The following is a 24,655-nucleotide window of genomic DNA, read 5'->3' on the forward strand; positions in this document are numbered from 1 at the left end:
GGTCAAGGCTCGCCACTGATCTGTCCACAAACAGCACCTCCCCTTCGGGCCTGACAAGTGATCGCGCCGACCGGACCTCTCCCGAGTGCGCGCGAATACAGTTCGCCAGCCCAAGGCGCATGCGCGGCGGAGGAAAGCCGAGCAAGCAGCGTCCGCGCGATCGCCCCGACCGCGGCCCTACGGCGTTCGCCGGCGGCGCCGCCGGGGCTGCATTCCACTCGCAGGGTGTCGGAAAGTTTCGAATGACCAATCGAAACTTCTCCTGCGGGGAGTATTGACGGCCCATCACCGATGCCTCAATCATCCCTGTCTGAGGAACTGGCCGTGGTCCGGGATACCGAACGTCGGCCTCGGCATTCTGTACTGCACGACAGATCCGCGCACCGCATCAGTCCTTTCGTGATTTCCACCTTGGAGGCACAGTCATGGGCTCCTACGCCCTTCCCAGACCCGTTGTCCGCCGGAAAACTCGCAGCCTGCTGTTGGCGCTGGTCGTCGGCGTCCTCGGTGCGTCCGCCGCGCTGGTCGCGCCACCGGGAGCACACGCCGCCGAGAGCACGCTGGGCGCCGCGGCGGCGCAGAGCAGCCGCTATTTCGGCACCGCCATCGCCTCAGGCAGGCTGGGCGACTCGACGTACACGTCGATCGCGAACCGTGAGTTCAACATGGTGACGGCCGAGAACGAGATGAAGATCGACGCCACCGAACCGCAGCGGGGCCAGTTCAACTTCAGCTCCGCCGACCGCGTCTACAACTGGGCGGTGCAGAACGGCAAGGAGGTGCGTGGCCACACCCTGGCCTGGCACTCCCAGCAGCCCGGCTGGATGCAGAGCCTCAGCGGCAACGATCTGCGCCAGGCAATGATCGGCCACATCAACGGCGTGATGGCCCACTACAAGGGCAAGATCGTCCAGTGGGACGTCGTGAACGAGGCCTTCGCCGACGGAAGTTCGGGAGCCCGACGCGACTCCAACCTGCAGCGCAGCGGCAACGACTGGATCGAGCTCGCCTTCCGCACCGCGCGCGCCGCCGACCCGTCCGCCAAGCTCTGCTACAACGACTACAACGTCGAGAACTGGACCTGGGCCAAGACCCAGGCCATGTACTCCATGGTCCGGGACTTCAAGCAGCGCGGCGTGCCGATCGACTGCGTCGGCTTCCAGTCGCACTTCAACAGCGGCAGCCCCTACAACAGCAACTTCCGCACCACGCTGCAGAACTTCGCCGCCCTCGGCGTCGACGTGGCCGTCACCGAGCTGGACATCCAGGGCGCCTCGCCCACGACCTACGCCAACGTGACCAACGACTGCCTGGCCGTCGAGCGCTGCCTCGGCATCACCGTCTGGGGTGTGCGCGACAGCGACTCCTGGCGAGCGGAGCACACACCGCTGCTGTTCAACAACGACGGCAGCAAGAAAGCCGCCTACTCCGCCGTCCTCAACGCACTCAATGCCGGCGGCACCACCGAGCCCCCGGCGGGTTCCGGACAGATCAAGGGCGTCGGTTCGAGCCGCTGCCTGGATGTGCCCAACGCCAGCACCAACGACGGCACCCAGCTCCAGCTGTGGGACTGCGGCAGCAGCACCAACCAGCAGTGGGTGGCCACCGACTCGGGTGAGTTCCGGGTATATGGCGACAAATGCCTGGACGCCGCCGGCACGAGCAACGGCAGCAAGGTCCAGATCTACAGCTGCTGGGGCGGCGACAACCAGAAGTGGCGCGTCAACTCCGACGGATCCATCGTCGGCGTCCAGTCCGGCCTCTGCCTCGACGCCGTCGGGACCGGCACCGCCAACGGCACCCAGATCCAGCTCTACTCCTGCTCGAACGGCAGCAACCAGCGTTGGACCCTCACCTGACGGGACCTGCCACAGACGAAGGGGCGAACCGATGACGGCCTGCGGTGCGGTTTCTCCCGCCCCCCAGGAAGACATCGTTGACGGTCCCGGGTCGCCACCGTGAATCCGGGGTCCGCCGAGGCGACGACGGTGGGTAGGACGCTCGGCCTACGCCCCGAGAGGCATCCCCCTCGGTGGTACGGCTGATCAGCACCTCCCACCCTCGTGGTCCTGGCCCGGCCGAGGGGATGGCACGGGCGACAAGTCCTGCCAGTTCGCGGGTGGCGCACACAACTTCGCCGCCCACCTCATCCGGCGGGGACGCCGAAAACGCCTTCGCCCCTGTCCGAGCAGGACAGGGGCGAAGGCACCTTTGTGCCGCGATCGTGAGCGGGGTCTCCATCCGCTCCCAGGCTCCGAGACGGCCTTGGGCGAATCCGGCTGCAGGTGGGCGTAGCGCTGGGTGGTCCGGGAGCTTTCGTGGCCGAGGAAGTGCTGGACCCCGTAGAGCGAAGCTCCTTCTGGACCAGCCATGAGGCGCAGGTTCGGCGTATGGAATGGGGCGGTGGTGCGGGACCAGCTGCTGCTCGCCGTCGTCATCGAAGGAGGCGGTTAACCGGCGCCGGGCGGCACCGGAGGGGTTGCGACGCCGCGCCTGAGGCGCTCCAACCGGTCTTCTGCGTAATGATTGACGGGAGAGTCATCGCCGCAGCAGACGTGGGCCGGGACCGTTCCGCAGAGCCGGCTCGAAAAGGACGGCAGCCATGCCCACCTCCGTGACGAAGAGACCGGCCGCCGCCGCGCTCGCCGTGCTCACTCTGCTCATCACCGCGGCCTGCGGCAGCTCGGGCGGAGGGACTGCAGGTCCCACGACGGCATCCGCGGCACGCGCCGACGTCCTCGCCGTGAAGATCGACAACGTGGCCGCGGCCCGGCCGCCGACCGGACTGGAGGAGGCCGACATCGTCTACGTGGAGCAGGTGGAGGCAGGTCTCAGCCGCATACTCGCCGTCTACTCCTCCGAAGTGCCGTCCGTCATCGGCCCCGTACGCAGCGCTCGCGAGACGGATCTGGAGCTCCTCCGGCAGTTCGACGAGCCCACGCTCGCGTACTCGGGCGCCCAGTCCGCCCTCCGGCCGTCGATCGCAGCGGCCCCTCTCGACGCGTTGCCGCCGTCGAAGGCACCGCACGCCTACTTCCGCGACGGGGACCGCGCCGCACCGCACAATCTGTACCTGCGCCCGGAAGACGTCCACGCCGCCACCGGGATGGACGCGGCCGAGGACCTGGGGCTCCGCTTCGCTGCGCCGCCCCCGGGCGGCACTCCCGTCAGTGGGCGCACGGTGTCGTACCCGTCGGCACGGTTCACCTTCACCTGGTCCCCGGACGGGGGCCAGTGGCTGGTGAGCATGGACGGCACCCCGGCCCGCGCTGCCTCCGGCGACCGGCTCGGAGCGGCCACGGTGGTCCTGCAGGAAGTGGACGTACAGGATTCGCGCTTCCGCGACCGAGGGGGAAACACCTCGCCCTTCAGCGCGACGGTGGGGTCCGGCTCGGCGGCCGTCCTGCGCGACGGCAGGTCGTACGACGTGGCATGGGAGCGGAACACCGCCGGGTCGGCGACCGGTTTCACCACCGAGGACGGCGAGCCGATGACGTTCGCGACCGGCCAGGTCTGGATCGTGCTCGTCCCGAAGTGACGCGGGGCCGCCGGAGTCCGCACACCCGCCTGTCCGCGCACGGGCATGTCAGCACCTCGCAGTCGCAGCGGCGACCCTTCGGCGTCGTGCGGTGCCCGGCCTCGTACGTGGCCGGGCACCGGCGCCTTGGCCGCGCGGGGAGGCGCTATCGAGCGCAGGAACACCGGGCGCCCGTTCGGCACCGGGGAATGCCGAGGGATACGGGGCGGCCGGCATCGAGGCCCGTCGTTGGAGTGCCCGGGCGGACCATCAGGAGGCGACGATGGAGACCTCGATCGACCGGATCGGTGATCCCTGGGGCAGCCGCGTCCCCCATGGACGGCACGAGAGCTGGTCCGCCCCGGGTGGCTACTGACACCAGCGAATCGGCCGCCGGCCGCGTCCCTCGCTGCGTATCGCGCGTGAGGGTGGCCGGGCCGACGGAGCCACGTACCCATCCGATACGCAGTACTCCGCCACACGGCTCGGGGCGGCAGAGATGCCTCACGGCTTCTGCCGCCCTTCCACCACGGACTCGGAATGAATGGGCCATGAGCTCGGATCAGCTCCTGGCCCTCCGTCACAGAGCGGGCGTGAAGCGGTCCCAGACCCGGTGCCCCGCGAGGAGAGCGGTCACGCCGTCGAGGGTTGCTGACGCGGTCTCACCGCTCACCACGCCTGCCGAGCCCGCCGACAGACCTGCCGCCTCCAGGACACTCGCTCCGTCGCGCCACGCGCCGATGGCCTTGCCGTGGCGGTACGCCTCGGTGACCATCAGCAGCAGTCGGGGGTCCACGCCGGTGGCCGTGACAGCACTGTCGTCAACCTTGGCATCACGGGCACCGTAGGCGTCCGCCGCCGGCCCCGGCGCCCCGGCCAGCAGGATCGCGTCGAACTCGACGGACCGGGCGGTGGTGAAGGTGCGCTGCACGGTGATGGGATCGCTGTCCGGGCCCAGCGTGCCGCCTGCCGGGGCGATGACCAGCGGGACCATCCCGGCGTCGAGAACTGCCCTGCGCACCTGGCGCACGCCGTCCAGGTCGGATGTGCTGTCGGTGACGATGCCGACGATCCGGCCGTCGACCGGCCAGTCCTCACCGAGCTGGGAAAGCGCGGGACTAGGCTCGACCACCGCCGAGGGCAGACTCGCCTTCGGTGCCGGAAGGCCCAGTCCGGCCGCGACCTGCCCACAGAGTTCCGGGTCGATGTTGGCGAGCGCCTTCAGTGCCCGTTCCTTGACGGCCTGATCCCAGCACTTGGCGAGTTCGAAGGTGTAGGCGGCGACGATGTGTTCGCGCTCCGTGGGAGTCATGCTCACCCAGAACAGCCGGGGCTGACTGAAGTGGTCGTCGAAGGAGGCCGCCGCGTCACGGATCTTGCCGGTGGCGGGAATCCGGGCGGGTACCTCGATATAGGCCCCGGTGTCCGCACCCGCCAGGAACGGGCAGCCGCCGTCCAGGGAGTTGGGCCGGTACGGTGCGACACCGCGGTGCACCGCGGTCTGGTGCATGCCGTCCCGGAGCATGTCGTTGACGGGCGCGTGCGTGCGGTTGATCGGCAGCTGTCCGAAGTTGGGCCCGCCGAGTCGGCTGATCTGGGTGTCGAGGTAGGAGAAGAGGCGCCCCTGCAGCAGCGGGTCGTCGGTGACGTCGATGCCGGGAACCAGGTGGCCGACGTGGAAGGCTACCTGTTCGGTCTCGGCGAAGAAGTTCGACGGATTGGCGTTGAGGGTCATCAGGCCGATCGGGCGAACGGGGGCCAGCTCCTCGGGGACGATCTTCGTCGGGTCCAGCAGATCGATGCCCTCGAACATCTGGTCCTCGCTGTCCGGGAAGGTCTGCACACCCAGCTCCCACTGGGGGAAGGCACCCGCCTCGATCGCGTCCGCGAGGTCACGGCGGTGGAAGTCAGGGTCCATACCCGCGGTGATCTGCGCTTCTTCCCACACCAGCGAGTGCACACCCAGCTTCGGCTTCCAGTGGAACTTCACCAGCGTGGTCTCCCCCTCGCTGTTGACCAGCCGGAAGGTGTGGACGCCGAAGCCCTCCATCATCCGGTAGGAGCGCGGGATACCGCGGTCCGACATGTTCCACAGTGTGTGGTGGGTCGCCTCGGTGTGGAGGGTGACAAAATCCCAGAAGGTGTCGTGGGCGCTCTGTGCCTGGGGGATCTCTCGGTCCGGATGCGGCTTGCCGGCGTGGATCACGTCGGGGAACTTGATCGCGTCCTGGATGAAGAAGACCGGGATGTTGTTGCCGACCAGGTCGAAGACACCCTCTTCCGTGTAGAACTTCGTCGCGAAGCCCCGGGTGTCCCGGACGGTGTCCGCCGAGCCGCGCGACCCGAGCACGGTGGAGAAGCGGACGAACACGGGAGTTTCGACACCCTCGGCAAGGAAGGCGGCCTTGGTGATCCCCGCAGCGGCGCCATAGCCGCGGAAGACGCCGTGCGCGGCCGCGCCGCGGGCGTGCACCACGCGCTCAGGAATCCGTTCGTGATCGAAGTGGGTGATCTTCTCGCGCAGGTGGTGGTCCTGGAGCAGCACCGGGCCGCGAGGGCCGGCCTTGAGGGAGTGGTCGGTGTCGTACAGGCGCGCACCCTGGGCGGTGGTGAGGTACGCACCGTCCTGGGCCAGGTGGCTCTGCCGGGCGCCGGTGGGCTGGCCGGTCGGGCTGTACGTGTCCGGTCCGTGCTGGTCACTCTTGGGCGGGAGCGGCCCGCGCGCCTTCGTAGGCTCCTCGACCGAGGCCGGTTCCGGCCCCGGGGCCCCCGGGATCTCGTTGCCGGGGCGAACCGCCTCCTGGAGCTTCTCCACGACCTTCTCGGCGGCAGCCGCCATGGGGTTCTTCTCGCTCACTGTCTTCCGATCTGTTGACGGGCAGCGCCACGCGCAGAGGAATCAGCACTCGGGCGAGGCGAACATCGACTGGCCACGGGTACCCCTGGGCCCGTCGGCCGACACATGCACTGGGCCATCCGGCGTCACCACCCGGCCGAGCCGCCGCGGAGAGCCCGTCCAGTACACGCCGAGCATCCGGTGCCGGGGCCCCGCTCGTTCATTCCTGCGAGGCGCGGGGTCGGGCGCGCCACAGGATGGGCTGCCCGCAACAACGCGACACCGTCTGGGCCCTGGGGACGTCACCGGATCGGCCCGTCACCCGACCTGCTGTCCGCGCTCAGGGGATCAGCAGTGTTTTGATCATGCCGTCCTGCTTGTCCTGGAAGGTCTTGTACGCCTGCGGCCCCTCCTCGAGCGGCAGCCTGTGCGTGGCGAACTCGTCCACACCGAGCGGGTCCTCGTCGGTGAGCAGCGGGAGGATGTCGTCGACCCAGCGCTTGACGTTGGCCTGTCCCATCCTGAGCTGGATCTGCTTGTCGAACATGGTCAGCATCGGCAGGGGGTCGGCCGCACCGCCGTACACGCCGGACACCGAGATCGTTCCGCCCCTGCGCACCAAGTCGATCGCTGCCCGGAAGGCGGTCAGACGGTCGAATCCCGCTGTTTCCATGAGCCGCTGCCCCAGGGCGTCGGGCAGCAGCCCCACGGCCCCGTGAGCGGCCTTCGCCACCGGGGCGCCGTGTGCCTCCATGCCGACAGCGTCGATCACCGCGTCGGTGCCTCGTCCATGGGTGAGATCGCGGACGGCGTCGCCGAGATCCTTGCCGTGCCGACGCAGGTCGAGGCACGTCACTCCGTCCGCGGTGGCGCGGGCCAGACGTTCGGGTACGAGGTCGACGCCCACCACCAGCTTGGCCCCCCGGTGCCGGGCGATCCTGGCCGCCATGGCACCGATCGGTCCCAGGCCCAGGACGGTTACCGTCCCGCCGGGCGGAATCGCCGCGTACTCCACTGCCTGCCAGGCGGTCGGCAGTACGTCGGAGAGGTAGACGAACCGGTCGTCCGCCGGCCCGTGCGGAACCTTGATCGGCAGGCTGTCGCCGAACGGTACGCGCAGCAACTCCGCCTGGCCACCGGGCACCTGGCCGTACAGTTTCGTGTAGCCGAAGAGGGAGGCGCCCGTGCCGTGTTCACGGACCTGGGTGGTCTCGCATTGGGACTGCAGCCCCCGGTCGCACATGTAACAGTGCCCGCACGAGACGTTGAAGGGGACGACGACCCGGTCCCCGGGGGCGAGCGACGTCACCTGGGCGCCGACCTCCTCCACAATGCCCATGGGCTCGTGGCCGAGGATGTCTCCCGGGTCGAGATAGGGGCCGAGGAGCTCGTAGAGATGCAGGTCCGAGCCACAGATGCCGGTGGACGTGATCCTGACGATGATGTCCGTCGGCTCCTCGATCCGCGGATCCGGGACGGTCTCCACCCGGACGTCCCTCTTTCCCTGCCAGGTCAGTGCGCGCATGAGGCGACCTTTCGATAGGTAATGCGGAGATTCGAGCGCCGACGGTCCGGCCTGCCGCGTCGGCACGTTCCGTGATCTACTTTTTCTCCTTCCCGGGACCGAGTTCCCCATAACGGTCTCCCGAGGCGAGATCGCATGGGTCGAGCCCCTGCTTTCGACCCAGTTCCGTACTCCGCCGCCGCCACACTCCCCTGCCCGCCGTGAGCCCTCCATCACCTTTTTTCGCGGCTCCGCGATGGGGCCTCCCGATAGGGGGCTTGGGGATCGGCTCACCCGAGCCGGAAAGGGGCTCTCCGTGACGCCGACGCCGGTAGCAGTGGCCGTGGCACGGCTGTTCGGAAGGGCGCCGGCCAGGCGTCAGCCCTCCGAATTCCCGGCATCGTGCGGCCGGGCGGCCGGCCCGGCGTGGGGCATGCGGACCCCCGTGCCCACCCATCCCCTGCTCCTTGTCCGACTCGGGGCCGGCCTTGTCCATTTCCTTCGACTCGGGCGAGCCGCGTTGAAGGAGCCAGACGGTGGCGAAGGTGGACAGGAAGAAATGCAGGCACTCCGACTGCCAGTTCTCCGTCACGTCCACGGCGAAGTCGGGTGACGTCAGGTGATCGAGGAATCCGACTCGCACGAGTCCGTCGGTGACGAGTTTATTGTTGAATTCCGCGCGGCCCGCGATCGCCTGTCCGGCAGGAGCGAGGAGGAAGGCGGCTCCGAAGCCCAGACTGTTTCCGGTGTCGCGTACGAACCGGCGCGTACCGCGCTCAGCTGCTTCACGGTGCTCCGGGCGAGGACTGCGGCAGCGCAGCCCGCATTCCGGAAGTGACAAGCGTGGAGTTCCGGGTGCGCACAGAGGCGTCCGGGGACACGCGGTCCCCGCTGAGCGGACGATGACCACCCTGTGCCGTCCGCCAACGGCCCTCACCGTCGTGCGCGCAACCCGCGCAGCCGTGATCCTGGCGGAGTCGGGCACGCGAACGGCGGCCCGCGAGCGGCTCGCGGCTGCTGTCGGCGAGCGGAGGGAGAGTCACCATGGCGAAGAAGAAGAGGAAACTCACCAAGGGTGACGACGTGAAGTGGCAGAGCCACGGCCAAGAGGTCAAAGGATCTGTCACCCGGAGGATCGATGAGCGGACCGAGACCGCGGGCCGGACCGTGGACGCCTCGAAGGACGAGCCGCAGTACGAGGTGCGGAGCGACAAGACGGGCAAGAACGCCGTTCACAAGCCGGAGTCACTGCACAAGAAGGACGGCTCATGAGCGGCGGGCAGAGCGAGGATCGTCAGGAAACGCTCGACCGCTTCAGCGAGGCGGTCAACATGACCGCCGGCGAGCTGGAGAAGTGGCTCGACACCGACCGGTCCCGCGACGTGGGGCAGAAGGACGGCGGCGGGGAGTCCACGGGTCACGCCTCCGGCCGCCGAATCATAGAGCTGCTGCGCACCCGGAAGGACGACCTCAGTGACAGCGACCTCGCCCACATGCGTAAGGTCACCGGCTATGTGCGCCGGCACGTCGCGCAGCGTCCCGACGGCGATGTCAGCGACAGCCACTGGCGGTACTCACTGATGAACTGGGGCCACGACCCCGAGAAGTAGGCAGTTCCTGGGCGGGCCCGGTGTTTCCACTCACCAGGACGTCGGCGCTCCGCAGCACGCCGGCCAGCACGCGCGGCTCGGTACGCCCGCCGAGATCGACGGCGACGAGTACCGTGTCCTGCTGTGATCCCGCCGGGGGAACCCTGACACTGGCCCGATGGATCCGGTCACCGTCGGGGTGGAAGAAGAATATCTGTTGCTCGACTCGCTGACCGGGCTGCCAGTCGCTGCGGGGGAACAGGTGAGAGCTGCCGCGGGAATGGCCGCGATCGCCGGTGATGGTGAAGTGCAGCCGGAGCTCTTGCAGGCGCAGGTGGAAGTGGCCACGCCCGTGTGCGAACAGCTTGAGGAAGTCGGCGGCCATCTGTTGCGCCTCCGGCTCGCCGCCAATGCCGCTGCCGAAGCGTACGGATGTCAGCTCGCCGCGTGCGGGACTCCGCCCCTGAGAGGCGGTACGTCCGCCCCCGTGACCGAGCGGGCGCGTTATCGTGCCCTGCGCTCACAGGCTCCCCAGTTGGTGGCCGAGCAAATGATCAACGGCATGCATGTGCACGTGTCGGTGCCGAGCCGTGAGATCGGCGTGGCCGTCCTGAACCGTCTGCGCCCCTGGCTCCCCGTGCTCATCGCCATGTCAGCGAATTCACCGCTGTGGGACGGTCAGGACACCGGGTTCGCCAGTTGGCGCACAGTGGTCTTCGACCGGTGGCCCGTCAGTGGACCGCCTCCCGCCTTCGAGGACGCGGCGGACGAAGCCAGACGAATCGAAACACTCCTGCACAGCGGGATCATCCGGGACACGGGACAGCTGTACTGGCAGGCCCGGCTCTCCGACCGCTATCCGACCGTCGAAGTCCGCTGCTGCGACGTACAGCTACGAGCCGATGAGGCGGTCATGTTCGCCGGCATCGTACGTGCGCTGGTGACTACCGCCATCCATGAAACCGCAGCGCAGACGCCCACTGCCCGCTACCTCTTCGAAGTACTTCAGGCGGCAACATGGCAGGCTGCGCGGCACGGGCTCGGCGGACATCTGATCACTGCCACGGGTACACGCGTCAGCGCCGGTGACGCGGTCGCCGAGCTCATGGAGCACATCACGCCCGTACTGGAGGCAACGGGTGAGATCCGGCAAGTTGCCGCGCTCGTACACCGGCTGCTGCGACAGGGGACGCCCGCAGATCGCCAGCGGCGGGCACTGAGGGAAGGGGGCCTCAAGGCCGTCAACGAGCTGATTGTCGCCGATACCACCGCCACCTGATCCACCGGCCCGGATCAACCGGCGAGAGCCACCCGCTATCGCGACAGGTGTTCGGGGAGGCGGAGGAAGCCCGGGGTCGGCGGCCGCTCCGGCCGCGCGTCGAACGTCATCACCACGGCGTCACCGATCCGCACCTCGGCATGCCCGATGCTTCCGTCCCTGCCGGCCAGGCACGTGAGCCTCTCGGCGCCGAACGCCCTCTTCATGAAGTCGATGAGTCGCACCGTGTGACGGGAGATGATCCTCGGCGTCTCAGCGTGATAGCCCTGGGGAACCGGCTCGACGAGCATCTGGCTGCCTCCTGGAGTGCGAATGCCTCGACGAGGTGACGACGCTGGACGCCTCCTAGGTCAGTCGATGTCCTAGATGCCCTCGACGGATTCTCCGGCAGGCCCTGTCGGCCCGGTCCCTGATGTCGACAGCGCACGCACGGGTCAGTCAGCGGGAGTCGGGATCAGAGGGGCCGGTGTCCCCCATGCCCCTGCGATCCTGGTCCGTCCACTTTCTCGTGTCCCGGGGTGCGACATACGGCTCCTCCAGATGCGGATGCCCCCCGAGCACGGCCCGCTCACGGGCCAGCTCCGCATCGAACTCGAGACCGAGCAGGATCGCCAGGTTCGTGATCCACAGCCAGACCAAGAAGATGATCACGCCGGCCAACGCACCGTAGGTCTTGTTGTACGACCCGAAATTGGCCACGTAGAAGGCGAAGGCCGCCGACGCGACCATCCAGATCACCAGAGCGAGCAAGCTGCCCAGCGTCACGAACTTGAAGCCTCGCCCCTTCGCGTTCGGCGCCGCCCAGTAGAGGATCGCCAGGAGGATGGTCACCAGCACCACCAGGACGGGCCATTTCGCGATCGACCACACGGTCATGGCCGTGTCGCCGATGCCGAGTGCCGTACCGAGCCGACGGGCGAGGTCACCCGAAAGAACGACGATCAGCGCACTGACGCAGGCCAGCACCATCAGCGCCAAGGTCAGGCCGACCCGGATCGGGAGCACCTTCCAGGCCGGCCGCCCCTCGGGCATGTCGTACACGGCGTTGGAGGTCCGGATGAACGCTGCCACGTAGCCGGAAGCCGACCACAGTGCGGCCAGCAGTCCCACGATCGCGATGACCCACCCGGTCCCGCTGCTGGACTGCAACTGGGTCACCGCGTTCTTGAGAACATCACGCGCGGCACCGGGAGCCAGCTTCTGGATGTTGTCCAGCACGGTCTGGGTGGTCGACTTCCCCGCGATACCGAGCAGGGAGACAAGAACCAGCAGAGCCGGGAACAGAGCGAGGATTCCGTAATAGGTCAGAGCGGCCGCCCGATCCGTGAGTTCGTCCCGCTTGAACTCCTTGAGCGTGCGCCCCAGCACTGCCCCCCACGACGCCTTGCCGACCTTCGTGGGAGTGTCCGGTGCGGCATGCTCCACTTCCGGGTCCGGGCCGGCGCCCGACCGGCCCTCCTGCGGCCCGGTGCTGCCCTGGCTGTTCTGTTCGTTCGACATACGGATCAGCCAATCCCAGGTGCCCCTGTGGCGCGACTGCACAGCCGCTCCAGGCGTCCGGGCGGATGAGCGGCCCTTCTCCGGGCGTCGGCCGGGCCGATCCGCGCGGGTGAGGAACGCGGCCTTCCGCGAGTGCGTGGCCGTGGTCCGAGCCGAAAACAACGGGTCGGGCAGCCGAAAGGAGGAGTGGTGAACACGGCCGACGGCCCTCGGTTTAGCCGCCGACGAGAGAATCGTCCTGGGGACGCGCGCCGGGCAGCTGGTGGCGGCCGGCGATCAGAGCGGCGTCGATGTCCTGGGTACCAGTGGCCACACAGAGCGTGTAGGCGATGTCGTCCATCCGCTGCTGCGCCGCCGTGTCACCGTTCTGCGCCTGCAGGATGCGCAGGGTTTCGTACTGTTCGATAAGGTTCCGCAGCACCGCGGGGTGGGCCATCAGCACCTCAGGCTCCTTCTGATCGTCTCTCACGGACCGTTCGCGGGCACGTCTGCCCCGGGTCCTCGTCTTCATACAGCCCGTTTCCGTACACGGACAGGATTCCCGAGGTGGACGGTCCGGCGGCTCGGTGACGCCCCACTCGCCCGTGGTATCCGCACGGCTGAGCTCCGGTGACAGGGCTGTTCGGCGGCGGCGCCGGTCCCCGGAGGGCAGATGGGACCCCGCCTGCGGCCCCATGCGCGGCATTGCGCCGTCCGCCGCCCAGGAAGCGCCGGTCCATCGGGTTGACCCAGCAGGGGACACCCTCAGTCGGCACCACGTGATCAGCGAACTCGGACATCGCCACTCCTCCGCGGTCACTCCTACACCGGCCCGGCCTGAGGTGGCAGTCGCGACGCGGACGGAGAACCCGATGTGCCCACGACGCGCCCGCAGAACCGGCAGGCATCCGTCATGTGGCCGGGCGACCGGTATAGCGTCTGCGGCAGCTGTCATGGTTCCGGAGTGCGGGGCCCGTCAACGTGTGCACGGGTGCTGTCGCTTTCCTGTTGGGGCCAGGGCGGCTACTTCCGGCTCGCGCACCTGCGGAGCTGACCCCGAATCTCGTTGGAGGACACAAGATGGCCAGCGGAACCGTGAAGTGGTTCAACGCGGAGAAGGGCTTCGGCTTCATCGAGCAGGACGGCGGCGGCCCCGACGTCTTCGCCCATTACTCCAACATCGCCGCCCAGGGCTTCCGCGAGCTCCAGGAGGGCCAGAAGGTCAATTTCGACGTCACTCAGGGACCGAAGGGCCCTCAGGCGGAGAACATCACCCCTGCTTGAGCACAGAACCCGGCCGTCGTCCCACAGTGCCAGTGGCGTGTGAGCGGTTGAGCCCTGTCGGGTGTGACCGGCCAGCAGCCTGACCGGACGGGCACGCTCCCAGCCCTACCGAGGACAAGCCCGCCGCACGAGCGCTCGCGCGGCGGGCTTCGTGCGTCATGGCGAGCGGGCGCCGGTCATGTCGCCAGGGCAGGCATCGCTCGGCCTCACGCCCGCTGCGTGCGTGTTGCGGGGCCCTCGGGGCACCCGCTGTGGAACGGTGGTCTGCCCCGGACTCAACCACACGGATGGAAGGTATCTCGCTCATGGGACACGGCGGGGTGATCGAGGAACTCACCACCGACCACCGGGAGGTCGAAGAACTCTTCGCGAAGGTCGAGGTGCAGCGGGTCGGTGACCAGCAGCGCCGCAAGCCGGCCGATGAACTGACGATCGAGCTGGTGCGTCACTCCGTGGCCGAGGGGATGCACCTCTACCCGGCGGTGCGCGAACACGGGGAGGGCCTGCCCGCGGACCACCCGCGGTTCGACGACCTGGTGGCAAGGCTGAAGCTCGAAGTGAGCGAGCACGTACGCGACGAGGAGGACCGGCTCTTCCCCATGCTCGCCGCCGCCTGTACCCCCCAGGACCTGGACCAACTGGGCGACAGGATCCGCGCAGCCAAGATGACGGCGCCGACCCGCCCGCACCCCTCGGCACCCGACACCCCGCCCGGCAACAAGCTGCTGGGGCCTGGCGCAGGGCTCGTGGACCGGGCACGAGCCCTGCCCACCGGCCGCGGCAGGGGCTGAAGGCCCGCCGGGCAGAGGCAGGAAGGGAAGGAAGCGCGCATGGAGAACAACCCGGGCAAGCGGGTGGTGGTCACCGGGGCGACCGGCAACGTGGGGACCAGCGTGGTCGATGCCTTGGCCAGGGACCCCGACGTCGCCTCGGTTCTCGCGCTGGCCCGCAGAAGGCCCGCGGTGGAGATCGCGAAGGTGGAGTGGGGCACCATCGACCTGTCGCGGGCCGACAGCGAGGATCAGCTCACCCATCTCCTGCGTGGCGCCGACGCTGTGGTCCACCTGGCGTGGCGCTTCCAGCCCACCCATGACCCGCTGGTGACGTGGCAGAGCAATGTCCTGGGCTCCCAGCGGGTCTTCGACGCCCTGGCGCGCAGCGAGGTGCCCGCCCTCGTACACGCCTCGTCCGTGGGTGCCTACTCCCCCGGTCCCAAGCACGAACCCGGGGTCGACGAGGCTGGCCCACGGACGGCTGGCCGGACGCGGCGTACTGCCGGGAGAAGGCATACCTGGAACGGGTGCTCGACACGTTCGAACTGCGGCACCCGCAGATCCGCGTGGTCCGGATGCGTCCGGGGTTCCTCTTCAAGGAGACGGCCGCGCCCGAACAGCGACGGATCTTCGCAGGCCGTTTCGTCCCGGGAAACCTTCTGCGCCCCGACCTGCTGCCCTTCGTGCCCGATCTCGAAGGGCTGCGCTTCCAGGTGTTGCACACCGACGACGCCGCCGAGGCCTACCGACTGGCTGTTCTGCGCGACGTACGCGGCCCCTTCAACCTGGCGGCGAGCCCGGTCATCGACGCGCGCGCACTGGCGGGCATGCTCGGCGCGCGGATCGTACGGATGCCCAGGGCACTGGTGCGGACGGCGCTCGCAGGTGCCTGGCGGGCCCATGCGGTGCCGGCCTCCCCGCACCTGTTCGACGCTGTGCTGAGGCTGCCCGTTCTCGACTCCGGCCGGGCCCGCGACCTGCTGGGGTGGCAGCCCGTGCACACCGCGGAAGACGCGCTGAACGCCTTTCTGCGAGGCGTGCGCAAAGGCGCGGGTGAAGACACCGCGCCGCTGGCCGGCCGAAAGATCGGCTGACTGGTGCAGCGACGCGCCGCGGATGCCGGTGCGCGAAGGTGCAGCGGCTCAAAAGCTTCCGCATCCCTGCCGACGACGCGACGTGTCGCGCCACATCTGTTCGACGACGTAGGAGGGCTCAGCCATGGCGAGCAGTGAAGGACCGCAGGACCCGAACGAGCTTTATCCCCGCCCCGACTTCCCCCAGCAGGACCAAGCACATCCCGGTTGGACCGGCCCCATGGACCCGCCACCGGACCATGGTGAGGATTCCTACAGCGGGTCAGGGCTGCTCGTCGGCCGCAAGACAGTGATCACCGGCGGTGATTCGGGCATCGGCCGTGCGGTCGCGCTGGCTTTCGCGCGGGAGGGTGCCGATGTGCTGTTCACCCACCTCCCCGAGGAGGAACAGGACGCCCAGCAGACCGTCCGCCTGGTGGAGCAGGCGGGCCGCAAGGCGGTGCCCGCCCTCTGCGACATCCGGGACGAGAAGCAGTGCCGCTCGCTCATCGAACGGGCCGTATCCGAGTTCGGCCGCATCGACGTCCTCGTCAACAACGCGGCGTACCAGATGTCCCAGCCCGACGGGATCTCCGCCATCTCCACCGAGCAGTTCGACCGCGTGGTGCACACCAACCTGTACGGGATGTTCTGGCTGTGCAAGACCGCCCTGCCCCACATCCCGGCAGGGGGCTCGATCATCAACACCACGTCGGTACAGGCGTACAAGCCGAGCCCTCACCTGCTCGACTACGCGATGACCAAGGGGGCGATCGTCACCTTCACCCAGGGGCTGGCCCAGATGCTGGCCCCCGATGGCATCCGCGTCAACGCCGTCGCCCCGGGACCCGTCTGGACACCCCTCATCCCGGCGACGATGCCCGACACCGCCGAGTTCGGGAAGCAGAGCCCGCTGGGCCGCCCCGCGCAGCCCGCGGAGATGGCGCCCGCCTATGTCTTCCTCGCCTCGGCGAACGCCTCGTTCATCACCGGCGAGATCATGAACGCCACCGGCGGCACCCCGCTCCCCTGAGGACAGCGCGCACAAGGTGAGCGCCGAGGCGTTCCAAGGGCAGAACGACATCGGCTTCTCGCCGGCGCCCGGGGCCGTCACGTACCGGGTCGGCGAAGCCATGCGGGGCACCGACCACCAGGATCTGGACGAGACGCCTGAGACCGTCGCCCCGACCACCGAGACTCTCGCTGCGAACGCGTTCCACCTGGCCCGCCTCCTGGCCGGCCCTCCCTGCCCGCTGCCTGACGCCCCCGGTAGCGGGCAGGTCGGTGTTCGACACTTCGGGAGGCACCCGCCGTCGGCCCGAAGGGACGGGTCCACTCGTTCGACTCCGGCATGGAATCGGAGACCGATATCAAATTCGTCACTGCCAAAGGTGGGCCAGGTACGAGAGTTCCAGCGCGGCGCTGTACGGCTGCACATCCTGCATCACGCGGCCGAGGAAGAGATCCACGGCGCGTGGATGCCGGAGGAACTGGCCCGGCACGGCTACCGGGTCAGCCCCGGCACCCTGTATCCCACACTGCACCGGCTGGAGGCCGACGGCCTGCTGGCCTCTGAGCAACAGGTGGTCGACGGCCGTACCCGCCGGGTCCACAGGGCGACCGAGGCCGGGAAGAGGGCGCTGGCCGAGGACCGCAGGGCTCTCAAGGAGCCGGCACGCGAAGGCCTCGTCGACGGAGCGCCCTAGAGCCGGTCAGCGGACTGCGCTCCGGGCGGCCACCATGCGGCGTGCCCCGTAGGCGGCGGCCCCGACGACCAGCACGACGGTGCCCCAGATCACCGAGGCCGCGGGGAGGGCGAAGGCGAGCCCCAGGCAGCCGGCCAGCCCGATGGCGGGGATGATCCGCGCAGGGCGGCCCTCGTCCGGGCCCAGCGTCCAGGCGGATGCGTTGGCGACGGCGTAGTAGGCGAGTACGCCGAAGGAGGAGAAGCCGATCGCCCCGCGTACGTCCGCCGTCGCGGCGAGCACCGCGACCACGGCACCGACCACGAGTTCGGCACGGTGCGGCACCTTGAACTTTGGGTGCACGGCGGCCAGTTGGTGCGGCAGGTGCCGGTCGCGGGCCATCGCGAGGGTGGTGCGGGAGACACCGAGGATCAGCGCGAGCAGCGATCCGAGCGCGGCCACGGCAGCGCCCACGCGCACGACCGGCACCAGCCAGTCGGCGCCCACCGCCCGGACGGCCTCCGACAGCGGAGCTGCGGCACCGGCCAGGCCACCGGGTCCGAGCACCGTCAGAACGGCAACGGCGACGGCAGTGTAGACGACCAGGGTGATGCCGAGCGCGAGCGGGATGGCCCGGGGGATGGTGCGGGCAGGGTCGCGGACCTCCTCGCCGAGCGTGGCGATGCGGGCGTATCCGGCGAATGCGAAGAACAGTAGGCCCGCAGCCTGGAGCACCCCGCCGAAGGTTGCGTCGTCCCCGACACCGAGCCGGGCCCCGTCCGAGGCTGAGGCGGTGAGGGCGGCAATCACCACGGCGGCGAGCACCGCCAGGACCACTGCCACGATCGCCCGGGTCAGCCAGGCCGACTTCCGCACCCCGGTGTAGTTCACCGCGGTCAGCGCCACCACCGCCGCGACCGCGACCGCGTGAGCCTGGCCGGGCCACACGTACGAGCCGACCGTGAGCGCCATCGCCGCGCAGGACGCGGTCTTGCCGACCACGAACGCCCACCCCGCGAGGTAGCCCCAGAAGTCCCCCAGCCGCTCACGGCCGTAGACGTACGTGCCACCCGAAGCCGGGTAGCGGGCAGCCAGCCGGGCGGAGGACGTGGCGTTGCAGTAGGCGACCACGGCGGCGAGCGTCAGTCCGAGGAGCAGCCCGGAGCCGGCCGCACGGGCGGCCGGGGCAAGCGCGGCGAAGATCCCGGCGCCGATCATCGACCCCAGGCCGATCACCACGGCGTCGGACACCCCCAGCCTGCGGTGCAGTTCGTCCGGTGCCCCAGCCGCGATCGTCGGCTTGCTCACGGCTCACTCCTCGGCGGCCCGGCCGCAGTCCCTGCGGAATCCGATATCGGAAGACGATACGTGAACCGTCGGACGACCGTTCCAGGCGGGCCATGGCGGCGTACACACGAACGTGCGCCTTGTCCTCAGCGCATTGCCCGCCTGTGGAGCCGCGTCGCGCATCCTGCGTACGCACTGTCAGTGGGAGCCTTTACCTTCGCCTTATGCGAAATGCCAAGATTCTCGTCGGCCTGGTTGTGGCCGGTCTGTTCACCGCCGGATGCGGCGCATCCGATGCCGTGGACAGCGCCGGTGGCGCCGCACAGAAGGCCCTGCCCGTCGCCGTCGACGGCCCCCAGCCGGGCGTTGTCCCCCAGCGCGAGGCCGGCGAGAAACTCAAGATCACCCCACTCCCCGCCATGGATGCGCCCTTCGTCGAGAAGGTGGAGCACAACCTGCGTCAGGCTGTCCTCCGCTCCGCCCGAGTGCCGGGCGAGACCAGCGCCAAGTGCACCGGCGGGGTGGACGAGAAAGCCGGCGCGGTCAGCCGGTGCGTCGCCACGTACGAGGGGGTGGACGTTCCCTACGAGGTGAAGATCAGCGACTCCGCCAAGGAGGGCAGCTCCCTCATCTTCTTCGAAACCACGCCGAAGATGGGCCTGTTGGTAGCGAAGACGGTCTACGACTCGCTGAACGAGCAGTACGGTTCCGAGTCGGGTCGCACCGATGCGAGCAAGCTGGCGTGCGAGTCGATGCCCGTCGCGAAGGCCGTGCCCCTGGGCAAGGACACGGGCTACACCTGCCAGTACTGGAGCGAGTTCGCCAACCAGGGCGAGCCCGGCTACGCGACCCTGCGGCTCACCATGGGCGCCGAGGGCTACGGGCTCGGCTTCGAGACCGTCGAGTAGCCACCTGGATCGCCCCCGCCGTCGGTGCGGGCTCCGAAGGGGTGGTTGACGGGCCCGCGCCCCGGGCGTGGGCGCCCGGGGCGCGGGGTGGTGCGGTCGGTGGGGCGGGTCAGCCGAGCGGGTTGGTGGTGTCGCGCAGGGTGGCCAGGGCCGGGGCGTACATGCGGGCCTTGATGGTGCCCAGGGTGTCGCCGGCCTTGTTCACCTGCGCCTGGGCGATCTCGATCGCGGTGGAGCGCACGGCGTCCTCGGTGACCGCCTGGTCGACGATGCCGGCCGCCGCGGCGTCGGCGCCGCCGTAACGACGGGCGGTGAGCATGGCCTCGTGCGCGGTCTGCGGGGCGAGACGAGACTGGATGAGCGCGGCCATGCCGGGAGGAGAACCAGCGGGCCGCTCGTTCTCCACGGTCGTTCCGGCGACATCAGCGTGGCGCTGCGGAGCGCGCTCCTCGGCCTCGCATTCCTGCCCTGTCCGGACGTCGCCGACCTGGCTGGGGGACACGGCTCGCATCAAGTTGGCCGCGCGGCCCCGGATGTGGATGGTGGACGGCCCCGGGTTCCGGTGAGACAAGATGCCCTAGCCCGGGTGGCCAGGCAGTACTCCGACACCCTGGCGAGGACGGGAACTGCCGGATGGGGGCCCGTGCCCACGCGGCGTCCGACACCGCAAGGGCACCGACCCCCTGCCCGGCGGCCGGGGCCGGCCGGAGGCAGCGGGCCGGAGGGCCCGCTGCCTGATTGAACTTCAGCTGACGGCGACGACCCGCTGAACAGCCAGGCTCCGCGAGGACCGGCCCGCGTGGACGGTGTAGGAGCCGGGGGTGAGCTTCCACGCGCCGGCGGTCCACACCGAGAGGTCGCGGGCGCTGACGACGAAGGTGAGGCGGGTGCTCGCACGTGGGGCGAGCGTGACCTTGCGGAAGCCGATCAGACGCCGGGGCTCGGCCTGCGCGCCGGGGGGCAGGGCCGCGTAGAGCTGCACGACTTCGGTGCCTTCGCGGGTCCCGGCATTGGTGAGGGTGACGGCGGCGGTCAGCGTCCTGCTGCCCGTGTCGTAGGACGTTTCCAGGGAGCCGAGGCCGAAGGTGGTGTAGGAGAGGCCGTGGCCGAAGGGGAAGAGCGGGCTCTGGTTCTTCGCGTCGTAGTAGCGGTAGCCGACCAGGTGGCCTTCGCCGTGGGAGACGGTGGGGCCGTTGCCGGGGTAGGTGGCGGGTGTCGCGCCCGGTCCCTGGGACTCGGAGACGGGGAAGGTGACCGGTAGACGGCCTGAGGGGTCGGCGTCCCCGAAGAGGATGGCTGCCAGCGCGGTTCCGGTGGCGCGCCCGGCGTACCAGAGCTGGACGACCGCTTCGACGTCGTTGATCCACGGCATGGCGACCGGACCGTCCGTGTTCAGGACGACGATGGTGCGGGGGTTGGCTGCCGCGACGTCGGCGATGAGCTTGTTCTGGTCTCCCGGCAGGTCGAGGGAGCCGTGGTCCATGTCCTCGCCCGCGACGCGGTTGACCACGACGACCGCGGCGTCGCTGGTCCGTGCTGCGGCGACCGCGTCCGGTATGAGGGACTTCGGCTGCCAGCCGAGGGTGAGCCCGCTGGTGCCGGTGTCGGCGGTGCTGTTGGTGTATTCGACGCTGATGCTCACCGTCTGTCCGGCTGTGAGGTCGGTGGTGCCTTGGAGCGGGTAGTCGTACGGTCCGAGGAAGAACTGGCGGCTGTGACGCGTGCCGGAGATGACCGTCCTGCCGTCGATGACGAGCTTGGTGGTCCCTGCGGGCAGCAGCGAGAAGCGGTGCAGACCCGTGGTGCTCGGCGTGAGAGTGCCGCTCCAGCGAGCCGACCACACTGCGGGGAGACCCGTCACGGGGGCACCGGTGAAGTCGATGCCTGAGCTGACCTGCGTGGCCACGGGCGTGCCGGACGGCTGGGCGCCGGCATAGAAGCTGCCGGTCAGCCCTGCCGCACCGGAAGGCGTGCGCAGCACCGTGGCCGGAACAGGGGTGAGGGGGACGTCTCCGACGGATCCCGGTCGGTAGGTGACAGTCGCTCCGGCGCCGGCGCGGTTCCTGATGGCCGCCAGCGGGGTGGTCCAGGTGCCGGGGTTCACATAGGTGGAGCCGGAGACGCCCGTCAGGGCGGTGGTGTCGGCCGGGCCGATCACCGCCAGTGACTTGACGGCGGAGGTCAGTGGGAGCGCTCTGCCGCGGTTGGTGAGCAGGACGGTGGAGTTGACGGCAAGGTTGTGGGCGAGGTCCTGGTGTGCCTTGGTGCTGACGTTCGCGGTGGGCGCCGGTACGGGGTGGTCGAAGAGACCGTTGACGTACATGGTGTTGAGGATGCGCAGCGCCGCGTCGTCCAGGCGGGTGGTGGGGATACTGCCGTCCGTGAGGCCGCCGGCGGGAATCTTGACACCGCCCGGGCCCAGTCCGCCGAGGTCCATGCCTGCCCTGACGGCTCCCACCGGGTCGTCGCCGGCCCAGAAGTCGGGGACGGTGTAGCCCTCGAGGCCGATGACCTTCTTGAGGTCGTCGAACAGGACGGGGCTCTGGGTCGCGAACGTCCCGTTGATCTTGGGGTAGGCCATCATCACCGAGGTGACGGGCACCCTGGCGATGATGCGCTCGAAGGCCGCGTGGTAGATCTCGTGCAGCGCCCGGTCGGAGATCTGTGCGTCGACGAAGAAGCGGTTGACTTCTTGGGTGTACGCGCTGAAGTGCTTGATCGTGGCCACGGCATGCTGTTCCTGGATGCGCTGGGTGAGTGCCGCGCCCAGGGTGCCGGAGAGGAACGGGTCCTCCCCCATGCTCTCCGCCTGCCGACCGAAGTGCCAGGTGCGAGCCGTGTCCACGGTGGGGCCGAGAAGGTTGTTGTAGCCCTTGGCCCGCCCCTCGGTGCCCAGCGCCTGACCGAGCTGCCCGGCAAGGTCTGCGTCGAAGGTCGCGGCCTGTGCGAGGGGGACGGGGAACGCTGTCACGCCGGTCTCCCCGCGCAGGCCGGCCGAGGCGTCCACCATGGTCAGTGCGGGTATGCCGAGAGAGCTCAGGGCCGCGAAGTCGCAGCGGACGAGGGCCTCTTTCTGTGGGGCGGTCATCCTCGCCAGGAGGGCGACGGCCCTGCTGTCGGGGGCGGCCGGTGCGCCGCGGCGGGGCACGGCGGCGGCCGGTGCGATACCGGAGGCCAGGACGGTGAAGGCGGCGGCTGAGAGAAACGTACGACGATTCATGGCGGCTCTTCCATGAGGAATCGGGCAGGACGGTACAGCGCCTCGGCCGGTGAGACGGAGCGGGACGCTGTGTGGTGCGGGTGCGAGGACGGGCACGGCCGCGCTTCGGTACGCACGGCGCAGGCGGCCTACTCCTCCCGGTAGGTCTCGTCGAGGGCGGTGAGGACGCCGTCGATGTCGGTGCGGCCGGAGAACAGTTCCTGGATCTGGACGAAGTGCTCCTGCTGGACCTGCGGGTTGGGCCACAGTTGGTCCATGAAGGGCACGGTGGTGCCGGCCTTCTGGTGTTCGACCAGTTCTCTGAGAACGGGCGCGGCCGTGAAGCGGTCGTTGGGGATCGCGGGCAGGGTGCCGCTGTCCTGGTTGTACAGGTTCTGACCGGTGTCGGACCCGAGGAACTCGGCGAACCTCATGGCCAGCTTCTTGTTGTCACTGTCGGCGTTGACGCCGTAGGCGGCGGACACCGCGCCTGGCATGTGGGTCTGTGCCGCGTTGTTGCTCGCGGGCAGAGCGAACATGCCCAGTTCCAGTCGGGGAGCTGCTGCGGTGATGGCTGAGGAACTGCCGGCCACCTGGATGACGCCCACGGCCCTGCCTTCGGCGACGTCCTCGATGGACGTCTCGTAGCTGGTCCCCAGGGGATCGCTGCTGAAGCAGCCGCGATCGTCGAGCTCGACGTACTTCTCCAACGCCTCCTTCCAGCCGGAGTCGGCGAAGGTGGCCTGGCCGTTGCTCATGGCCGTCGCGAAGTCGGGACGGTCGGCGTAGACGGTGGTGGCGGCCAGGGCGTAGTCGGCGAGCTGGGTGACCCACGGTGTGCTGATGCCCAGCGAGAACAGCACCTTGCCGCCGGCCTCGGCCTTGTCGCACAGCTCCAGCAGCTCCTCCCAGGTCGCGGGTTCGGTGCCTCCGATGTCACGCAGGGCCGTCTTGCCGTAGATCGCGCCGATACCGCTGTAGTTGGTCGGCACGACGTAGGTTCTGCCACCGACCTGGGTCACCCACTTGGTGTCTTCGGGAACATCGCGGACGAAGTCCAGGTCGGAGAGATCGGCGAGACGCCCGGTCGCCTCCAGCGTCCGCAGAGCGGCGGGATTGCCGTAGCCGGGCCAGACGGTGAAGACGTCCGGCCCCGTGCCCGAGGACAGTTGGGCGGGCAAGGAACTCTGCAGCCGGTCGGTGTCGGCATAGGTCACTACGGCCTCCGCCTGGGGGTTCTCCCGCTCGAAGGCCGCCACGACACCCTCCATGGCTGCCCGGTCGGTGATGTTGGCCGTGATCTCCAGAGTTCCGTCGTCAAAGGCCATCGATCCGGGCCCACCGCAAGCACTCAGGCTCATGGCGAGGCTCGTGACCATCGCGGGGACACAGACGCGGCGGAGGTTTCTCATGACAGGCTCCGTGCAGAAAGGGGAAAAGGGGTATGCGGTGCCGACGTGCGGCCGAGGCCGGGCGGGGCGTCCCGGCGGGAGCCCTTTGTGCGATACCTCAGCAGGAGTGCTCAGCTGACGCGGAATACGCTGCGGACCGGCGCGTGCCGCTCGGCGACCGGGACGGCACGGAAGCGGACCGCGCGCCCCTGCCGCAAGCACAGACCAGCAGGACACCGGTAATTCTCGCCCCCCGGATCAACGCGGACATGAAGCCCGACGCCTGTGCCCAGCGACCGGCAGATCACTTCCGCCTCGCGGAGTTCTCGCGAACAGTGCGTGGAAGAAAGGGCGATGAATCTGCACAGCGGCTCTCCCGGTCGAAAGGGGCAGCTTCCCGATGGGCCACCGTGGGCGAGGCCGGCCGAGCGGTCAGGTGCCCGGCCGACCCCAGTTCGAGGAGGTAGAGATATCGATACGAATATGCTCGGGCCAAGCACATTCCACTTCGTTCGGGACAGTCACCGCCACGTCCCGGCTGAATATTCGGTGTCCGGGGACAACCACTCGTGAAGCGTTTCAGCCAACGAAATGGAAACTATTACCTCCCACCCCTTCAGGTCAACCCTGGGGAAACACTTACCTCAATAATCTCAGCCCGAGAACGGACAAAGTCCTGCCGGTTGAAATCGGTTTGAAATTTTCAATTGAAACTCACCGGCACCTTATCGATGCAATGGATGGACACCATCCGCAGCGCGGATGGGGAGGGGTTCGACGAGCCTGGAAAACGCAACGAAGCCCGGCACGCCGAAGTGCGCGCCGGGCTTGCTGAAGCTGACGGGTGAGGG

General features: G+C 69.1%; 20 protein-coding genes and 3 pseudogenes. 13 read left to right on the forward strand and 10 right to left on the reverse strand.

The annotated features are described in order from the left end of the window. Positions 1-425 precede the first annotated feature (425 nt). Both ACFWVP_RS11700 and ACFWVP_RS11705 read left to right on the forward strand, forming a co-directional pair. Positions 426-1,859, forward strand: coding sequence for an endo-1,4-beta-xylanase (locus tag ACFWVP_RS11700; RefSeq protein ID WP_384495753.1), 1,434 nt, complete (start codon positions 426-428; stop codon positions 1,857-1,859). 743 nt (positions 1,860-2,602) lie between these two features. Next, the gene (locus ACFWVP_RS11705) at positions 2,603-3,538 is read left to right on the forward strand and encodes a DUF3048 domain-containing protein (RefSeq protein WP_384495754.1); all 936 of its coding nucleotides are present in this window, start codon (positions 2,603-2,605) and stop codon (positions 3,536-3,538) included. Between the two features lie 559 nt (positions 3,539-4,097). Here the strand turns inward: ACFWVP_RS11705 and ACFWVP_RS11710 are convergent. From ACFWVP_RS11710 to ACFWVP_RS11720, 3 genes are all read right to left on the reverse strand, one after another. Next, entirely contained in the window at positions 4,098-6,374 is a 2,277-nt protein-coding gene (locus ACFWVP_RS11710) for a catalase (protein WP_384495756.1), read from the reverse strand. Positions 6,375-6,693: 319 nt separating this feature from the next. Next, on the reverse strand, positions 6,694-7,878 hold the full coding sequence (locus tag ACFWVP_RS11715) for a zinc-dependent alcohol dehydrogenase (RefSeq protein ID WP_384495757.1): 1,185 nt from the start codon (positions 7,876-7,878) through the stop codon (positions 6,694-6,696). A 76-nt stretch (positions 7,879-7,954) separates the two neighbouring features. Then, on the reverse strand, positions 7,955-8,842 hold the full coding sequence (locus ACFWVP_RS11720) for a DUF6766 family protein (RefSeq protein ID WP_384495758.1): 888 nt from the start codon (positions 8,840-8,842) through the stop codon (positions 7,955-7,957). 59 nt (positions 8,843-8,901) lie between these two features. On the opposite strand from ACFWVP_RS11720, the gene ACFWVP_RS11725 reads away from it, so the two are divergent. The 3 genes from ACFWVP_RS11725 to ACFWVP_RS11735 all read left to right on the forward strand — a co-directional run bounded on the left by ACFWVP_RS11725 (position 8,902) and on the right by ACFWVP_RS11735 (position 10,725). Then, the gene (locus tag ACFWVP_RS11725; RefSeq protein ID WP_384495760.1) at positions 8,902-9,129 is read left to right on the forward strand and encodes a DUF2945 domain-containing protein; all 228 of its coding nucleotides are present in this window, start codon (positions 8,902-8,904) and stop codon (positions 9,127-9,129) included. Continuing rightward, positions 9,126-9,467 (forward strand): DUF3140 domain-containing protein, encoded by a 342-nt coding sequence (locus tag ACFWVP_RS11730; protein ID WP_384495761.1) that lies wholly within the window; start codon positions 9,126-9,128, stop codon positions 9,465-9,467. The genes ACFWVP_RS11725 and ACFWVP_RS11730 overlap by 4 nt, the downstream gene beginning before the upstream one ends. Before the next feature lie 157 nt (positions 9,468-9,624). Beyond that, positions 9,625-10,725 carry a glutamate--cysteine ligase gene (locus ACFWVP_RS11735; protein ID WP_384495763.1) on the forward strand — a complete coding sequence of 367 codons (1,101 nt, stop codon included), beginning with the start codon at positions 9,625-9,627 and terminating at the stop codon, positions 10,723-10,725. 35 nt (positions 10,726-10,760) lie between these two features. Here the strand turns inward: ACFWVP_RS11735 and ACFWVP_RS11740 are convergent, their stop codons facing one another. From ACFWVP_RS11740 to ACFWVP_RS11750, 3 genes are all read right to left on the reverse strand, one after another. Further along, complete coding sequence (locus tag ACFWVP_RS11740) at positions 10,761-11,015, reverse strand: hypothetical protein (protein WP_384495765.1); 255 nt, start codon at positions 11,013-11,015, stop codon at positions 10,761-10,763. 148 nt (positions 11,016-11,163) lie between these two features. After that, positions 11,164-12,225 carry a YihY/virulence factor BrkB family protein gene (locus tag ACFWVP_RS11745; RefSeq protein ID WP_384495766.1) on the reverse strand — a complete coding sequence of 354 codons (1,062 nt, stop codon included), beginning with the start codon at positions 12,223-12,225 and terminating at the stop codon, positions 11,164-11,166. 214 nt (positions 12,226-12,439) lie between these two features. Then, positions 12,440-12,667: a DUF5133 domain-containing protein gene (locus tag ACFWVP_RS11750; RefSeq protein WP_384495768.1), complete on the reverse strand. Its 228-nt coding sequence runs from the start codon at positions 12,665-12,667 to the stop codon at positions 12,440-12,442. A gap of 617 nt (positions 12,668-13,284) precedes the next feature. Here ACFWVP_RS11750 and ACFWVP_RS11755 point away from each other — a divergent pair. The 6 genes and pseudogenes from ACFWVP_RS11755 (at position 13,285) to ACFWVP_RS11780 (ending at position 17,040) form a co-directional block, all read left to right on the forward strand. Beyond that, positions 13,285-13,488 (forward strand): cold-shock protein, encoded by a 204-nt coding sequence (locus tag ACFWVP_RS11755; protein ID WP_136326933.1) that lies wholly within the window; start codon positions 13,285-13,287, stop codon positions 13,486-13,488. A gap of 305 nt (positions 13,489-13,793) precedes the next feature. Next, positions 13,794-14,279 (forward strand): hemerythrin domain-containing protein, encoded by a 486-nt coding sequence (locus ACFWVP_RS11760; RefSeq protein WP_384495771.1) that lies wholly within the window; start codon positions 13,794-13,796, stop codon positions 14,277-14,279. 39 nt (positions 14,280-14,318) lie between these two features. Next, positions 14,319-15,355 (forward strand): annotated as a pseudogene (locus tag ACFWVP_RS11765) (NAD-dependent epimerase/dehydratase family protein). A gap of 124 nt (positions 15,356-15,479) precedes the next feature. Beyond that, entirely contained in the window at positions 15,480-16,367 is an 888-nt protein-coding gene (locus ACFWVP_RS11770) for an SDR family oxidoreductase (RefSeq protein WP_384495772.1), read from the forward strand. Then, positions 16,366-16,587 (forward strand): annotated as a pseudogene (locus ACFWVP_RS11775) (NADPH-dependent oxidoreductase); the annotation flags it as partial. The gene ACFWVP_RS11770 and the pseudogene ACFWVP_RS11775, both read left to right, overlap by 2 nt. 138 nt (positions 16,588-16,725) lie before the next feature. Further along, positions 16,726-17,040 (forward strand): PadR family transcriptional regulator, encoded by a 315-nt coding sequence (locus ACFWVP_RS11780; RefSeq protein ID WP_384495774.1) that lies wholly within the window; start codon positions 16,726-16,728, stop codon positions 17,038-17,040. 6 nt (positions 17,041-17,046) lie between these two features. Here ACFWVP_RS11780 and ACFWVP_RS11785 read toward each other — a convergent pair whose 3' ends face one another. Further along, on the reverse strand, positions 17,047-18,327 hold the full coding sequence (locus ACFWVP_RS11785) for an APC family permease (RefSeq protein ID WP_384495776.1): 1,281 nt from the start codon (positions 18,325-18,327) through the stop codon (positions 17,047-17,049). A 203-nt stretch (positions 18,328-18,530) separates the two neighbouring features. On the opposite strand from ACFWVP_RS11785, the gene ACFWVP_RS11790 reads away from it, so the two are divergent. After that, a complete protein-coding gene (locus ACFWVP_RS11790; RefSeq protein WP_384495777.1) occupies positions 18,531-19,214 on the forward strand; it encodes a hypothetical protein in 684 nt (227 codons plus the stop codon). 109 nt (positions 19,215-19,323) lie between these two features. Here the strand turns inward: ACFWVP_RS11790 and ACFWVP_RS11795 are convergent. The 3 genes and pseudogenes from ACFWVP_RS11795 to ACFWVP_RS11805 all read right to left on the reverse strand — a co-directional run. After that, positions 19,324-19,590: pseudogene (locus ACFWVP_RS11795) on the reverse strand (enoyl-CoA hydratase-related protein); the annotation flags it as partial. A 369-nt stretch (positions 19,591-19,959) separates the two neighbouring features. Next, positions 19,960-22,434 carry a glycoside hydrolase family 3 protein gene (locus tag ACFWVP_RS11800; protein ID WP_384495779.1) on the reverse strand — a complete coding sequence of 825 codons (2,475 nt, stop codon included), beginning with the start codon at positions 22,432-22,434 and terminating at the stop codon, positions 19,960-19,962. A gap of 128 nt (positions 22,435-22,562) precedes the next feature. Further along, positions 22,563-23,825, reverse strand: a complete 1,263-nt coding sequence (locus ACFWVP_RS11805; RefSeq protein WP_384495781.1) for an extracellular solute-binding protein — start codon at positions 23,823-23,825, stop codon at positions 22,563-22,565. Between the two features lie 686 nt (positions 23,826-24,511). On the opposite strand from ACFWVP_RS11805, the gene ACFWVP_RS11810 reads away from it, so the two are divergent. Further along, entirely contained in the window at positions 24,512-24,652 is a 141-nt protein-coding gene (locus tag ACFWVP_RS11810; RefSeq protein WP_384495783.1) for a hypothetical protein, read from the forward strand. The last annotated feature ends 3 nt before the right edge of the window (positions 24,653-24,655 follow it).

The organism is Streptomyces sp. NPDC058637 (assembly GCF_042717325.1).
In the GTDB taxonomy this organism is placed as follows: domain Bacteria; phylum Actinomycetota; class Actinomycetes; order Streptomycetales; family Streptomycetaceae; genus Streptomyces.

Bases quoted from the DNA above. Each gene is read 5' to 3' on its own strand.
- ACFWVP_RS11705 (WP_384495754.1), top strand. From the start codon at position 2,603: ATGCCCACCTCCGTGACGAAGAGACCGGCCGCCGCCGCGCTCGCCGTG.
- ACFWVP_RS11800 (WP_384495779.1), bottom strand. From the start codon at position 22,434: ATGAATCGTCGTACGTTTCTCTCAGCCGCCGCCTTCACCGTCCTGGCC.
- ACFWVP_RS11725 (WP_384495760.1), top strand. From the start codon at position 8,902: ATGGCGAAGAAGAAGAGGAAACTCACCAAGGGTGACGACGTGAAGTGG.
- ACFWVP_RS11735 (WP_384495763.1), top strand. From the start codon at position 9,625: ATGGATCCGGTCACCGTCGGGGTGGAAGAAGAATATCTGTTGCTCGAC.
- ACFWVP_RS11700 (WP_384495753.1), top strand. From the start codon at position 426: ATGGGCTCCTACGCCCTTCCCAGACCCGTTGTCCGCCGGAAAACTCGC.
- ACFWVP_RS11730 (WP_384495761.1), top strand. From the start codon at position 9,126: ATGAGCGGCGGGCAGAGCGAGGATCGTCAGGAAACGCTCGACCGCTTC.
- ACFWVP_RS11745 (WP_384495766.1), bottom strand. From the start codon at position 12,225: ATGTCGAACGAACAGAACAGCCAGGGCAGCACCGGGCCGCAGGAGGGC.
- ACFWVP_RS11755 (WP_136326933.1), top strand. From the start codon at position 13,285: ATGGCCAGCGGAACCGTGAAGTGGTTCAACGCGGAGAAGGGCTTCGGC.
- ACFWVP_RS11715 (WP_384495757.1), bottom strand. From the start codon at position 7,878: ATGCGCGCACTGACCTGGCAGGGAAAGAGGGACGTCCGGGTGGAGACC.
- ACFWVP_RS11770 (WP_384495772.1), top strand. From the start codon at position 15,480: ATGGCGAGCAGTGAAGGACCGCAGGACCCGAACGAGCTTTATCCCCGC.
- ACFWVP_RS11805 (WP_384495781.1), bottom strand. From the start codon at position 23,825: ATGAGAAACCTCCGCCGCGTCTGTGTCCCCGCGATGGTCACGAGCCTC.
- ACFWVP_RS11760 (WP_384495771.1), top strand. From the start codon at position 13,794: ATGGGACACGGCGGGGTGATCGAGGAACTCACCACCGACCACCGGGAG.
- ACFWVP_RS11740 (WP_384495765.1), bottom strand. From the start codon at position 11,015: ATGCTCGTCGAGCCGGTTCCCCAGGGCTATCACGCTGAGACGCCGAGG.
- ACFWVP_RS11790 (WP_384495777.1), top strand. From the start codon at position 18,531: ATGCGAAATGCCAAGATTCTCGTCGGCCTGGTTGTGGCCGGTCTGTTC.